The organism is Pseudomonas fluorescens (genome assembly GCF_019212185.1).
GTDB lineage: Bacteria > Pseudomonadota > Gammaproteobacteria > Pseudomonadales > Pseudomonadaceae > Aquipseudomonas.
Genome location: NZ_CP078138.1, coordinates 255,162 through 268,826, shown reverse-complemented (window position 1 = coordinate 268,826; position 13,665 = coordinate 255,162). Strand labels below are relative to the sequence as shown.

Sequence of the window (13,665 nt, the reverse complement as noted above, 5' to 3'; positions counted from 1 at the left end):
TATTACGTAGCACTGCGTATCAGCTGAACAAGCACGGAGCTTATGAGCAATACGATCGCCGGCAATGCCCAACTCGACACCTCGCAAAGCCCAACCCAACTAAGGGTTAGCGGCGACTGGACGCTCGCCCACTACGCAGCCCTCAAACACCTGAGCGAAACCCTCAAGGGCCAATACGACGAGCGCACCCACATCGACCTCAATAGTCTCGGCGCGCTCGACACCGCCGGCGCTTCGCTGTTGGTTGAGCTGTTGGGCGCCGAACGCCTCGGCAAATCCGCCGAACACCCCGATTGCAGCCTCTCCAGCGCCGACCGGGCGTTGCTGCAGACGGTCTATTGCTCGATGAGCGACTTCTGTATTCCGGTCAAGGAGCCGGAAATCAGCGTCGGTGTTCAGTTGCTGACACGGATCGGCCGGGCAGTGGACACCGTCTGGAAGGACACCCTGCAACTGCTCGGATTCGTCGGCCTGATCCTCGAAACCATCGCCCGCGGCCTATTTCGCCCCTCGCGCTGGCGCATCACCCCGGTGGTGGCGCACATTGAACAAACCGGGCTCGACGCCGCGCCCATCGTCGCCCTGCTGACCTTCCTGGTGGGCGCCGTGGTGGCGTTCCTCGGCGCCACGGTGCTGGCCAATTTCGGCGCGACCATTTTCACCGTCGACCTGGTGGCGTTTTCGTTCCTGCGGGAGTTCGCCGTGCTGCTCACCGCGATCCTAATGGCGGGCCGCACCGCCAGTGCTTTTACCGCGCAAATCGGTTCAATGAAGGCCAATGAAGAAATCGACGCCATCCGCACCCTGGGTCTCGATCCCATGGAGTTGCTGGTGGTGCCCCGGGTTCTCGCGCTGCTGGTGGCACTGCCGATGCTGACCTTTATGGCGATGCTCTCAGGGATTATCGGCGGCGGGGTGGTGTGTGCGATTTCCTTGGGCATTTCGCCGGCAATGTTCCTCGCGCTGCTGCAATCGGACATCGGCGTTCAGCACTTCCTCGTCGGCATGGTCAAGGCGCCGATTTTTGCCTTCCTGATTGCCGCGGTTGGCTGTCTGGAAGGCTTCAAGGTCAGCGGCAGCGCCGAATCCGTTGGCGCCCACACCACCTCAAGCGTGGTGCAGTCGATTTTCGTGGTGATTGTGCTGGATGCGGTCGCCGCGCTGTTCTTCATGGAGATGGGCTGGTGAGTCGAGTACCCCGTGCGCCCAGCGAGGCGGTGATCGAAGTGCGTGGGCTGTGCAATCGCTTCGGCAAGCAGAGCGTGCACGAAAATCTCGACCTGGATTTGTACAAGGGCGAGATTCTTGCCGTGGTTGGCGGCTCCGGCAGCGGTAAATCGGTCCTGCTGCGCAGCATCATCGGCTTGCGCCAGCCCAGCGAGGGCAGTGTGAAGGTGTTCGGCAAGAACCTGCCCAGCCTGCCGGAACACGAGCGCTCGCTGATTGAACGACGCTTCGGCGTGCTGTTTCAGAAGGGCGCCTTGTTCTCGTCACTGACCGTGACCGAGAACGTCGCGCTGCCGTTGATCGAGCACGCAGGCCTGAGTCGCGCCGACGCTGAGCACCTGGCGGCGGTCAAACTGGCTCTGGCCGGTTTGCCGCTGTCAGCCGCCGACAAATACCCGGCCTCGCTGTCCGGCGGCATGATCAAGCGTGCGGCGCTGGCCCGGGCCCTGGCGCTGGACCCGGATATCCTGTTTCTCGACGAGCCCACCGCCGGCCTCGACCCGATTGGCGCAGCCGCGTTCGACCAGTTGATCCTGACCCTGCGTGATGCATTGGGCCTGAGCGTGTTCCTGGTAACCCATGACCTCGACACCCTCTACACCATTACTGACCGGGTGGCGGTATTGGCACAGAAGAAAGTGCTGGTGGCGGATGCCATCGATGTTGTTTCGGAAACCGATGACGCCTGGATTCACGAATACTTTCATGGCCCCCGTGGCCGCGCGGCGCTGACGGCCGCTTCACCGTCCAACGAGGTATGACATGGAAACCCGAGCCCATCATGTATTGATCGGCCTGTTCACCGTCCTGGTCGTGGCCGGTGCCTTGCTGTTCGGTCTGTGGCTGGCCAAGTCCAGCGTCGACACCGAGTTCAAGGACTACGAGGTGGTCTTTAACGAAGCGGTCAGTGGCCTGTCCAAGGGCAGCGCGGTGCAGTACAGCGGGATCAAGGTCGGCGACGTGGTCAGTTTGCGCCTCGACCCCAAGGACCCGCGCCGGGTGCTGGCGCGCATCCGCCTCGGTGGCGAGACCCCGATCAAGGAAGACACCCAAGCCAAGCTGGCATTGACCGGTATCACCGGCACGTCGCTGATCCAGCTCAGCGGTGGCACACCGCAGAGCCCGGAATTGCGTGGCAACAACGGCAAGCTACCGGTCATCGTCGCCTCGCCGTCGCCCATCGCACGCTTGCTCAACAACAGTGACGACGTGATGAGCAGCGTCAATCAACTGCTGTACAACGCCAACCAGGTACTCTCGCCGCAAAACGTCGAGCGCCTGAGCAAGACCCTGGAAAACCTCGAGCAAACCACCGGCACCATCAACGATCAGCGTGGCGATATCCAGCAGGCCATGCGCCAACTGGCGTCTATCGGCAAGCAGGCCAGCGCCGCGCTGGAACAGACCACCTTGCTGATGCGCAACGCCAATGGGTTGCTCAACAACAATGGCAAGCAGATGTTCGGCAGCGCCGAGCAGGCGATGAAGTCCCTGGAGCAGAGCACGGCCACCATCAATACCCTGCTGACCAATAATCAGGAAGCGCTGGGCAACGGCATGCAGGGGCTCAACAGCCTGGCCCCGGCCATACGCGAGCTGCGCGACACCCTGGGCTCGTTGCGGGCCATCTCCCGGCGCCTGGAATCCAATCCCAGCGGTTACCTGCTCGGCCACGAGACAGACAAGGAGTTCACCCCATGAAGCGCGTCTTCCGCACCCTGGCCCACGGGACGCTGCTGGCCAGCCTGGCGCTGACCGGCGCCTGTTCGATTTTACCCAAGGGCGACCCGCAGGACGTCTATCGCCTGCCGGCAGCCCACAGCCCTGGGTCGGCGACACAGGCGCCCGCCGTCAGCTGGTCGCTGCGAGTGTCCAAGCCGCAAGCCAGCGATGTGCTCAACAGCTCACGCATCGCGGTGATTCCCCAGGGCGACCTGATCAGCAGTTACAAGGCCTCGCGCTGGAGCGACCGGGCACCGATGCTGCTGCGCAACCGCCTGCTCGACGGCTTTGCCGAGGATGGTCGGGTGCAACTGCTGAGCACTGACGACGCCAACTTGCAGACCGATCTGGAACTGGCCGGCAACCTGCAGGCGTTCCAGACCGAATATCAGGGCAACAGTGTGCAGGTGGTGATCCGCCTGGATGCGTTGCTGGTGCGCGGCACCGACCAACGTATCCTCGCCAGCAAGCGCTTCGAGGTCCGCCAACCGGTGAGTGACGTGCAGGTACCTGGCGTGGTCAGCGGATTCGGCCGGGCCGGGGATGAACTGACCCGCCAAGTGATTGCCTGGACCGTGGAACAGGGCCAGAAGAACGTGCCCGCCAAGCCTTGAATGGCTGACCTGCAGGATTCTGCGGGTCAGTGGTTCAACCGAAGAACCAGTAGCACACTCCGATCGCCGCCAGCACCCCAGCCAGCTCCGCCAGCAGCGCGCAGCCCACCGCATGCCGCGCCCGCTGAATACCCACCGCACCGAAGTACACCGCCAGCACGTAGAAGGTGGTTTCGGTACTGCCCTGGATGGTCGCGGCCACCAGCGCCGGGAAGCTGTCCACGCCCGAGGTCTTCATGGTCTCGATCAACATCGCCCGCGCGGCGCTGCCGGAAAACGGCTTGACCATTGCGGTCGGCAAGGCGTCGACAAAACGCGTATCCCAACCCGCCCACTCGACCAGATGGCGAATGCCGTCGAGGCCAAAATCCAGCGCCCCGGAGGCGCGCAGTACGCCCACCGCGCAGAGCATGGCGACCAGGTACGGCAGCAGGTTCTTGGCGACGTCGAAACCTTCCTTGGCGCCTTCGACGAAGGCCTCGTAGACCTTGACCTTGCGCAGCGCGCCGATCACCAGGAAGAGCATGATCAGGCCGAACAGCGTCAGGTTGCCGAGGATTGAGGAAAGGCCAGCCAGGGCGGTGGCCGAGAGCGTTGCCAGCAGCGCCATGAAGCCGCCGAGGGCCAGGGCACCGGGAATCAGGTAGGCGAGCACCACCGGGTCCCACAGGCGCAAACGCTGCATGAAGGCCACCGACAGCAGCCCCACCAGGGTCGAGCAACTGGTCGCCAGCAGGATCGGCAGGAACACCAGCGTCGGGTCCGGCGCGCCTTGCTGGGCGCGGTACATAAAGATAGTGACTGGCAGCAGGGTCAGCGACGACGCATTGAGCACCAGGAACAGGATCTGCGCATTGCTGGCCACTGTGGCGCTGGGGTTGAGCTCCTGCAGGGCTTTCATCGCCTTGAGGCCGATGGGTGTGGCCGCATTGTCCAGGCCCAGGCCGTTGGCGGCAAAATTCAGGGTGATCAGGCCGATGGCCGGGTGGCCCGGCGGCACTTCCGGCATCAAGCGCAGGAACAGCGGTCCCAGGGCCTTGGCCAGCCACTCGACGATGCCTGCCTTCTCGGCGATCCGCAAAAAGCCCAGCCACAGGGTCAGGGTGCCAAACAGCAGCACCATGACTTCCACCGACAGCTTGGCCATGGCAAAAATGCTCTCGACCATGGCGGCAAAGATTCCGGCATTGCCGCCGACCAGCCACTGCGCCATGGCCGAAATGGCCGCCACGATGAAAAAGCCAAGCCACAGGCCATTGAGCATCAGTCATATCCCCCAGAAGATGCGGCGAATGATAGCGGGGTGTACAGAAACGACAAACCCCGGATTTCTCCGGGGTTTGCATGATCACCAAGCGCTGATCAGTTCTTCGACGCCTCGCCCGCAGGCAGTTTGTCTTTGCTGCGCCAGTGCGGCAGGGAGTTCCAGTAGCGCTGGCCCTTGGCATCGTCGTACATACCTTCCCAACGCGCGATAACCAGAACCGCCAGGGCGTTGCCGATTACGTTGAGTGCGGTACGGGCCATGTCCATGACACGGTCGACACCGGCAATGAACGCCAGGCCTTCCAGCGGAATGCCAACGCTGCCCAGGGTCGCCAGCAGCACCACGAAGGAGACGCCCGGCACGCCAGCAATGCCCTTGGAGGTGACCATCAGGGTCAGAACCAGCAGCAACTGCTGGCTGATCGACAGGTCGATGCCGTACAGCTGGGCGATGAAGATTGCCGCGATGCTCTGGTACAGGGTCGAACCGTCGAGGTTGAACGAGTAGCCGGTCGGTACCACGAAGCTGCAAATGGCCTTCGGCGCACCGTAGGCTTCCATCTTCTCGATCACACGCGGCAGCACAGTCTCGGAGCTGGCGGTGGAGTAAGCCAGCACCAGCTCATCCTTGAAGATGCGCATCAGCTTGATCACCGAGAAGCCAAACAGGCGAGCGATCAGGCCCAGGATCACGAAGGCGAAGAAGGCGATGGCGAAGTAAACCAGGATCACCAATTTGGCCAGCGGCAGCAGGGACGCGAAGCCGAAATTGGCCACGGTCACGGCGATCAGTGCGAACACGCCGATCGGGGCGTAGTTCATGATCATGTGAGTGACCTTGAACATGCTTTCCGATACGCCCTGGAACATCTTCACCAGCGGCTCGCGCAGGTCCGACTGCAGGCTCGACAGACCGAGACCGAACAGTACCGAGAAGAAGATGATCGGCAGCATCTCGCCACGCGCCATGGCGGCAAAGATGTTCGACGGGATCAGGTTGAGGATGGTTTCGATGAACGCATGCTCATGCTGGACTTCCGCCGCCGTCGCCTGGTACTTGGAAATATCCACGGTACCCAGGGTGCTCATGTCGATGCCGGCGCCCGGGTGGAACACGTTGGCCAGTACCAGACCCACCAGAATGGCGATGGTGGTGACGATTTCAAAGTAAATGATGGTCTTCAGACCGATGCGCCCGAGTTTCTTCGCATCCCCCACACCGGCAATGCCGACGATCAGAGAAGAAATCACGATCGGGATCACGATCATCTTGATCAGACGGATAAAGATATCGCCCGCTGGTTGCAGGACGTTACTGACCCACCAGGCTTTTTCAGCACTGAAATGGTTGAGCAGTGCGCCGATTGCTATACCCAGGACCAGACCGATGAGGATCTGCCAGGCGAGGCTAAGCTTTGCCTTCTTCATATCATTACCCTTACTTTTGTTTATCTCGGACCGATGCCAGAACTGCAACACCCAATGGTGTAGAAGTTCGTGCATCGGCCCCCGTATAAGGTCGCCCGAGGCGCGTGTTACGGCTCTTCGGCAGGCGAAAAAAGGCGCAACTATTCCGATGCAAGGACACCGCGTCTAATGCCGTAAACGCCTACCCTATGCCGAATCGGCATGAGTTTTTTCAAACAAAACGGCCGTCCCAACCGGTTCGAATGCGACATTTCGGCAGGCATAAGTGCCGTGTACCGGCCATCGCAGAGGAGACTGGTGATTAATTGATCAGTCAATTATGTACAAAAAAACGAGATTTTCCCTACGCGACGCGTCGAAAAATGATCAGAAATTAGTCGAAAATTTCTCGATATACGGTCACCAGGAAACACGAGGAAACGCTTGGGGATGACGATAGTGCTGATTGAAATAGCTGCAAATGCGTTGGATCAATTTCCGCACACATAAGTACGCCGTCTATCGACTCCACCATAACCGGTAGGTAGATAGACGGCGCTGCTTGCCTGACCCGGCCCTTTTCGCAGGCACTCCCTGTACCCGTAGGTCACTCCGATCCTGCAGCAATCAGAACGTCCCGGCCCCTTGGTCATACACACACCCTCCTCGGGTGGGCGTAAAGGAAAGAATTGGCGCCCAACTCTTTCGGTTTTCAATTCGCTTTAACAACATCGCTTCCTTGCCGCTTGCACTGGCACTGCCACCCCAAGGGTGGCGGCCAGCACCTAGCATTCGAGGCCTCAGGTCAGCCTCGACCACGACGGCCGAAGAAGAACGACACAACAAACATCACCAGGAACACGACAAAGAGAATCTTGGCGATACCCGTGGCGGTGCCCGCGATACCACCGAAGCCCAGAACAGCGGCGACAATGGCAATGATCAAGAATGTGATTGCCCAGCTCAACATGATGATTCTCCTTACGCTTTATTTGAGGTCTTGCTGTTCCCCATGCCTTCAGATGGCATCGGGTTTGTCACTTAGAAAATCCAGCGTTCCTGCCGTGGCACGTCAAAGGCGCCCTGCGCCTGGTCGACGTCCAGCATTCGCACAGCGCCAGCTTCCGCAGACCGGCTGCTGACGGCACTGAAGTGTGTCTGGGTGAAATGATGAGTAGCAGGAATCGCAGCATCAGGTTGCTGGCTGTGTTGCCAGAGCATGAATTGCTGGCCGCCAATCAAGGTGATCACCAGCGCTAGCACCGTGAACAGACCTTGCTGGAGATACAGTGGCGAAAAACGCAATTGGGCGGCACGTTGGCGAATCATCCTGAAACTCCTCCCACACTGGTGGTAATCGGTTTGAGGGCGGCTTCTTGATCGCCCCGGGTTGATCAATACATTGCAGCCTGCATGCCAAAAATCGTCACGGATAAATAATCAATAAAATCAATAAGTTACATATGATCCCCAATTGAATCCGAACGCATCCTGCACGATGCATGATGGAGAGTCGTGCGAATTGCCCGATGAAATCGTAGGAAATCGAAAATATTTTGGAATGGATGAGGGGACGTAGATGTCAGAAAAATAGGCAGTCGTAGGTCAGACAAAGCACTTTTGCAAGAAAACCGATAAAAATTAGAGACTTACCTACAATTTCGGCAAAGGACTACCGCGTCCGACGCGCAAGCGCCCAGAATAAACCATGCAACTTGCCCGATTCGGGCGTGACTAACTAAGATCATTCATTTAAGGAGCGTAGGAAAAATGGAATCTGCCAACGAGCACCAAGGCCGCATTCTGCTGGTGGACGATGAATCCGCCATCCTGCGTACCTTCCGTTACTGCCTGGAAGACGAAGGCTACAACGTTGCAACGGCCAACAGCGCCGCTCAGGCCGATGCCCTGCTGCAGCGTCAGGTCTTCGATCTGTGCTTTCTCGATCTGCGCCTGGGTGAAGACAACGGTCTCGACGTACTGGCCCAAATGCGAATCCAGGCCCCATGGATGCGCGTGGTGATTGTGACGGCTCACTCCGCCGTGGACACCGCCGTCGACGCCATCCAGGCGGGCGCCGCCGATTACCTGGTCAAACCTTGCAGCCCCGACCAATTGCGCCTGGCGACCGCCAAGCAATTGGAAGTCCGGCAGCTTTCCGCCCGCCTGGAAGCGCTTGAAGGCGAAATGCGCAAGCCCAGTGACGGCCTCGATTCCCATAGCCCGGCCATGAAAGTCGTACTGGAAACGGCTCGCCAGGTGGCGAGCACCGACGCCAACATCCTGATCCTTGGTGAGTCCGGTACCGGCAAGGGTGAGCTGGCTCGCGCGATTCACGGTTGGAGCAAACGGGCGAAGAAGTCCTGCGTAACGATCAACTGCCCATCCTTGACCGCTGAACTGATGGAAAGCGAGCTGTTCGGTCACAGCCGCGGCGCGTTTACCGGCGCCAGCGAAAGCACCCTGGGTCGAGTCAACCAGGCCGATGGCGGAACGCTATTTCTCGACGAGATCGGCGATTTTCCCCTGACCTTGCAACCCAAGTTGCTGCGTTTCATTCAAGACAAGGAGTACGAACGGGTTGGCGACCCGGTGACTCGCCGCGCCGACGTGCGGATCCTCGCCGCCACCAACCTCAACCTGGAAGACATGGTCCGCGACGGGCGCTTTCGCGAAGACCTGCTGTACCGCTTGAATGTCATCACCTTGCACCTGCCGCCACTGCGCGAGCGTGCCGAGGACATTCTGACCCTGGCAGACCGTTTCCTGGCCCGGTTCGTCAAGGAGTACGCGCGGCCCGCTCGCGTCTTCAGCGATGAGGCTCGCGAGGCAATGCTCGGCTACCGTTGGCCCGGCAACATCCGCGAATTGCGCAACGTGGTTGAACGGGCAAGCATCATTTGCCCGCAGGAACGGGTCGAGATCAGCCATCTGGGGATGGCCGAGCAACCCACCAACAACGCTCCTCGCATCGGGGCGGCCCTGAGCCTGGATGAGCTGGAAAAGGCCCACATCGGTGCGGTCCTCGCCAGTGCCGCGACCCTTGATCAGGCGGCGAAAACCCTGGGCATCGACGCCTCGACGCTGTACCGCAAACGCAAACAGTACAACTTATGAGCGCCTCCTCATGAAGCTGGCGATGAAGTTGCGCACCCGACTGTTTCTCAGCATCTCGGCGCTGATGACGGTGGCCTTGCTGGGGCTGGTGCTAGGCCTGGTGAGCGTGATGCAAATGGCCAGCAATCAGGAAGTGCTGATTCGCGACAACTTCATCACCCTCGACCTGGGTCTCAAATTGCGCCAGAGCCTGGGCGACCAGTTCATGATCATGCTGGACGACAAGCCGGATCTGGCGGCGCTGGAAAAAGTCGAACGGCATTATTTCGAGCTGCTGGAGGAGGGCATTGCCCATGAAAACACCCTCGATAACGGCCACCATGGTTTCCAGCAGGCCCGTGACGACTACCTGAGCTTCCTCAAGGCCTTCAATGCGCAGCAACCGACTGCCAGCTTGAGAGGCAATGAGGAGCTCACGGAGAAATTCGACATCCTGCGCAATGGCCTGATCAACGAACACAAGCTGGCACTGGAGAACATCAACAACACCCAACGCGCAGCCCGGGAGCGTGCGTTGCTGGTCGCCGGTTCGCTGGGACTGGTTGCCCTGGCTGTGCTGATCATCGGTTTCGTTACCGCCCACGGCATTGCCCGACGTTTTGGTGGGCCAATCGAAGCCTTGGCCAAGGCAGCGGACCACATCGGCCAGGGCAACTTTGATGTCACCCTGCCGATCTCCCAGTCAGCGGAAATGAACCAACTGACACGCCGTTTCGGGATCATGGCCCAGGCATTGCGCGAGCATCAGGCAACCAATGTCGACGAACTACTCGCCGGTCAGCAACGCTTGCAAGCGGTACTCGACAGCATTGATGACGGCCTGCTGATGATCGATCGGCAAGGCCGCCTGGAGCACATGAACCCAGTGGCTCAACGCCAGCTGGGCTGGGAGGATGATCGTCTCGGCGTCGGTTTGGGCACCGCCCTGCAACGCCCGGAGCTCGACGAACAACTGCGCCTGGTATTGCGCGGCGGCTCCCTGGAGCGCGCACCCGAGGATTTGAGTATCGAAGTCGATGGCGAATCGCGACTGCTGACCTACAGCCTGACCCCGGTCAGTCCTGCCGAAGGCCACATATTGGGCGCTGTGATGGTGCTGCATGACGTCACCGAACAGCGCGCGTTCGAACGGGTGCGTAGCGAATTTGTCCTGCGCGCCTCGCATGAATTGCGCACGCCTGTGACCGGCATGCACATGGCGTTCGGCCTGTTTCGCGAACGCGCGCATTTTCCGGAAAACTCCCGTGAAAAAGACCTGCTCGATACCGTGCAGGAAGAAATGCAGCGTTTGATGCAACTGATCAACGACCTGCTGAATTTCTCCCGGTATCAAAACGGCCTGCAAAAACTCACCCTGGCGCCCTGCAACATCGACGATCTATTGGCACAGGCGCGCGAGCGTTTCGTCGACCGCTCACGCGCGCAATCCATTGAACTGCTGCTGGAAATTCAAAGTCCGTTGCCACGCCTGCAGGCCGACCAGGCTCAACTCGACCGGGTATTGGACAACCTGATCGACAACGCCTTGCGTCACACCGGCACCAACGGACAAATCCGTCTTCAAGCACGCCGCCATGGCGAACGGGTAATTGTCAGCGTCGAAGACAACGGCGAAGGCATCGCCTATGGCCAGCAGGGACGTATATTCGAGCCGTTCGTTCAGGTCGGACGCAAGAAGGGTGGCGCCGGGCTCGGCTTGGCCCTGTGCAAGGAAATCGTTCAGTTGCACAGCGGGCGCATGGGCGTTTACTCGCGCCCAGGGCAGGGCACGCAGTTCTACATGGCGCTACCTCTGTAAAGGCCGCTCAGGCCTCGTCGTCGATGCGTCGCGGGCCCTGCCGACGTCCTCGCGTCACCAGCTCTATCAACTGCATGGCGCTCAATGCATGGGCGAACAACCAACCCTGGCCATAGTTGACGCCCTCGCTGCTCAAGTACATCGCCTGGGCTTCATATTCAATGCCTTCGGCGATCACCTTGAGATCCAGGGCATGGGCCATGCGAATGATGTGCGGCGCGACCCCGCTGCTGGCCGCGTCATGACCCAGCGCATCAATGAAGGCCTTGTCGATCTTCAGGCAATCCACCGGCAAGGTCTGCAAGTAAGCCAGGCTGCAGTAACCGGTACCGAAATCATCAATCAACACCTGATGTCCGGCATCGCGCAGGGCTTGCAGGTTTTCCCGCGCCACCACGACGTCGATCAGGCCACGCTCAGTGACCTCGAACGCAATCTGTCGGGCCTCGACACGATGCAGATCCAGCAGGCGAGCCATGACCTCACCAATCCTTGGCACCATCACATCGCAGGCCGCCAGATTGACCGAGACATACAAGTGCGGATTGGCACGCAATAACTGGCCCAGTTGCTCCAACAGTCGCTGCAGGACAAAGTCAGTGATCTGGCGAATCTGGCCGCTGTCCTCTGCCATGGGGATGAATAGGTCCGGACTGGTCAGCGTGCCGTCCGGTCGACGCCAGCGCAGCAGGGCTTCAGCACCGACGCATTGGCGATCGCGCAGGTCGAAGATCGGCTGATACAAAACCTGCAGCTCGCCGCGCTTGAGCGCCCCCTGCAGCTCCCCTCCCATCGACTGCCGCTGCCTGGCCAACAGAAACACCAGCGCACCGATGCTCAGGCCCAATACCAGGCTCGCCGGCACCAGCCACCACCACAGCGTCGGCAGGTGCATGGCGGTGCGTGGGGAAATCAGCACCAATTGGTATTCGGGGTTATTGGTGGGCATGCGGTAGATCAGCCTGTTCTGGGTGATCTGCAAAGGCTCACTGCTGAACGGTGACCAGGGCTCGGACGGTGGCCAGGCTTGCGGGGCGCCCAGCACCGGAATTGCACGGGTGCCGTGGTCGAGAATCACCAACAGACTGCTGCCGGGCGTCAGGTCGACCATGTCGGTCAAGTGCCCGCGCGAGGTCGCTACCCGAAAGTTACCTCGACCCAACATCAAGGCCGCGCGGTTTTCGTCGGGTTCGGTGGAGGTGTTCAGCCAATAGCTGTAGGTCGGCCCCTTGATGTCAGGCGGACGGATCGCCGACAGGGCTTCCTGATGAGGTCGGTTGGAGCAGAATTGGGTCTTGTCGATGTAGGCCGCTTCATAGACGAAGCGGTAGCTGAAACTGACCTGCTGTAAGGTGCTGAACATTTTCATGTCACAGCCACGCAACGGCTGGGCTTCCAGATCGTCCAGGCCTTCGCGCAATTGCCCGAACAGTTGCTCCAGGCGCTCCAGAAAGCGTTCGCCCTGGCTGTTCATCTGCTCGCTTTCGCGTTGCTGCACCTGACGCAAGGCCACGCCCAAACTACCCGCCAGCAATAACACCGCGCTGAGGGCAGCCGCCACTATCGCCAAGGTCCAGGGGCGATAAAACCAACTGCGCAAGGTCTCTCGGGCGGCCGCCATCATTGAACATCCAAAGGATTACCAATGAGTTATAGCTACTGATGGGAATTTCGCCCGGACCGTCGGGCGGGCGTCATTATTTTGTCTGATTCAACACCTGAAGGATCGCGGCACTTTGCGCGTCCGGAGCGCCGTCGAAGCGTGATGGCCGGAAACGCATCTGGAAGGCCGCCAACACATGCCGTGTTGCGACATCCAGCTCGCCAGTCTGGGGCGTGGTGTAGCCCAAGTGGGACAACTGTTCCTGGAACCAACTGATGCTCGGCAGTTGGGTCGCGAATACCGCCTGTTGACGTGCTACCGCCTGCTCATTCGGCCAGAGCGCCACGCCTGCGTCAGCCAGGCGCTTCCATGGGAACAACGGCCCCGGATCGAGCTTGCGCAGGGGTGCAATGTCGCTGTGTCCGATGATCTGGCGCGGGTTGAGCCCATAACGTTGCTTGATGTCCTTGAGCAGGAAGATCAAGGATTGCACCTGAGCTTCGCTGTAGGGATACCAGACCCGTCCTGTTGGCGTATCGCGAAACCCCGGATTGACGATCTCGATACCGATGGAACTGGAGTTCAGCCAGGTCCGGCCCTGCCATTCACTTTCGCCGGCGTGCCAGGCACGCAGATTCTCGTCTACCAACTTAAAGATGGTGGCGTTCTTGTCGTCGCCGACCAGGTAGTGACTGCTGACTTCGCCGTGGGTCAACAATGCCAACGAGCGCTCCAGAGAAGCAGAGGTGTAATGAACCACCACGAACTGCACGCGGCTGTCGTGATTGACCGAGGGATGACTGGTGTCGATACGCGGACCGCTGGCACAACCAGCCAGGACGAGAAGGGAAACAAGCAGGGCGAGAAATTTCATGGTGAAGGCAGTACGCTGATGGCAGTAATGCAACAGT

The 13,665-nt window shown here is 60.1% G+C and carries 12 protein-coding genes; 6 read left to right on the top strand and 6 right to left on the bottom strand.

Translation table 11 applies throughout. The features are described from left to right. Positions 1-42: 42 nt before the first annotated feature. From KW062_RS01280 to KW062_RS01265, 4 genes are read left to right on the top strand one after another with little or no spacing between them, the layout of a single operon-like run. On the top strand, positions 43-1,188 hold the full coding sequence (locus KW062_RS01280; protein ID WP_033865956.1) for an ABC transporter permease: 1,146 nt from the start codon (positions 43-45) through the stop codon (positions 1,186-1,188). Next, positions 1,185-1,988: an ABC transporter ATP-binding protein gene (locus KW062_RS01275; protein WP_027616586.1), complete on the top strand. Its 804-nt coding sequence runs from the start codon at positions 1,185-1,187 to the stop codon at positions 1,986-1,988. The genes KW062_RS01280 and KW062_RS01275 overlap by 4 nt, the downstream gene beginning before the upstream one ends. 1 nt (position 1,989) lies before the next feature. Beyond that, positions 1,990-2,928 carry an MlaD family protein gene (locus KW062_RS01270; protein WP_027616587.1) on the top strand — a complete coding sequence of 313 codons (939 nt, stop codon included), beginning with the start codon at positions 1,990-1,992 and terminating at the stop codon, positions 2,926-2,928. Further along, the gene (locus KW062_RS01265; protein ID WP_027616588.1) at positions 2,925-3,563 is read left to right on the top strand and encodes an ABC-type transport auxiliary lipoprotein family protein; all 639 of its coding nucleotides are present in this window, start codon (positions 2,925-2,927) and stop codon (positions 3,561-3,563) included. Before KW062_RS01270 ends, KW062_RS01265 begins: the two co-directional genes overlap by 4 nt. A 34-nt stretch (positions 3,564-3,597) precedes the next feature. Here KW062_RS01265 and KW062_RS01260 read toward each other — a convergent pair whose 3' ends face one another. From KW062_RS01260 to KW062_RS01245, 4 genes are all read right to left on the bottom strand, one after another. Continuing rightward, the gene (locus tag KW062_RS01260) at positions 3,598-4,827 is read right to left on the bottom strand and encodes a nucleoside recognition domain-containing protein (RefSeq protein WP_027616589.1); all 1,230 of its coding nucleotides are present in this window, start codon (positions 4,825-4,827) and stop codon (positions 3,598-3,600) included. Positions 4,828-4,925: 98 nt separating this feature from the next. Beyond that, positions 4,926-6,257 (bottom strand): glutamate/aspartate:proton symporter GltP, encoded by a 1,332-nt coding sequence (gene gltP / locus KW062_RS01255; RefSeq protein WP_027616590.1) that lies wholly within the window; start codon positions 6,255-6,257, stop codon positions 4,926-4,928. A 784-nt stretch (positions 6,258-7,041) separates the two neighbouring features. Beyond that, positions 7,042-7,206 (bottom strand): DUF1328 domain-containing protein, encoded by a 165-nt coding sequence (locus tag KW062_RS01250; protein WP_002555679.1) that lies wholly within the window; start codon positions 7,204-7,206, stop codon positions 7,042-7,044. 71 nt (positions 7,207-7,277) lie between these two features. Continuing rightward, the gene (locus tag KW062_RS01245; protein WP_027616591.1) at positions 7,278-7,565 is read right to left on the bottom strand and encodes a hypothetical protein; all 288 of its coding nucleotides are present in this window, start codon (positions 7,563-7,565) and stop codon (positions 7,278-7,280) included. A 441-nt stretch (positions 7,566-8,006) separates the two neighbouring features. Here KW062_RS01245 and algB point away from each other — a divergent pair, with 441 nt between their 5' ends. Together algB and KW062_RS01235 are read left to right on the top strand one after the other, a co-directional pair. Next, a complete protein-coding gene (gene algB, locus KW062_RS01240; protein ID WP_105753493.1) occupies positions 8,007-9,353 on the top strand; it encodes a sigma-54-dependent response regulator transcription factor AlgB in 1,347 nt (448 codons plus the stop codon). Between the two features lie 10 nt (positions 9,354-9,363). Further along, a complete protein-coding gene (locus KW062_RS01235; protein ID WP_105753494.1) occupies positions 9,364-11,151 on the top strand; it encodes an ATP-binding protein in 1,788 nt (595 codons plus the stop codon). A gap of 7 nt (positions 11,152-11,158) precedes the next feature. Here KW062_RS01235 and KW062_RS01230 read toward each other — a convergent pair whose 3' ends face one another. Both KW062_RS01230 and KW062_RS01225 read right to left on the bottom strand, forming a co-directional pair. Next, the gene (locus KW062_RS01230; RefSeq protein ID WP_027616594.1) at positions 11,159-12,775 is read right to left on the bottom strand and encodes an EAL domain-containing protein; all 1,617 of its coding nucleotides are present in this window, start codon (positions 12,773-12,775) and stop codon (positions 11,159-11,161) included. 73 nt (positions 12,776-12,848) lie between these two features. Then, on the bottom strand, positions 12,849-13,628 hold the full coding sequence (locus KW062_RS01225) for an N-acetylmuramoyl-L-alanine amidase (RefSeq protein WP_105753495.1): 780 nt from the start codon (positions 13,626-13,628) through the stop codon (positions 12,849-12,851). Positions 13,629-13,665: the final 37 nt, after the last annotated feature.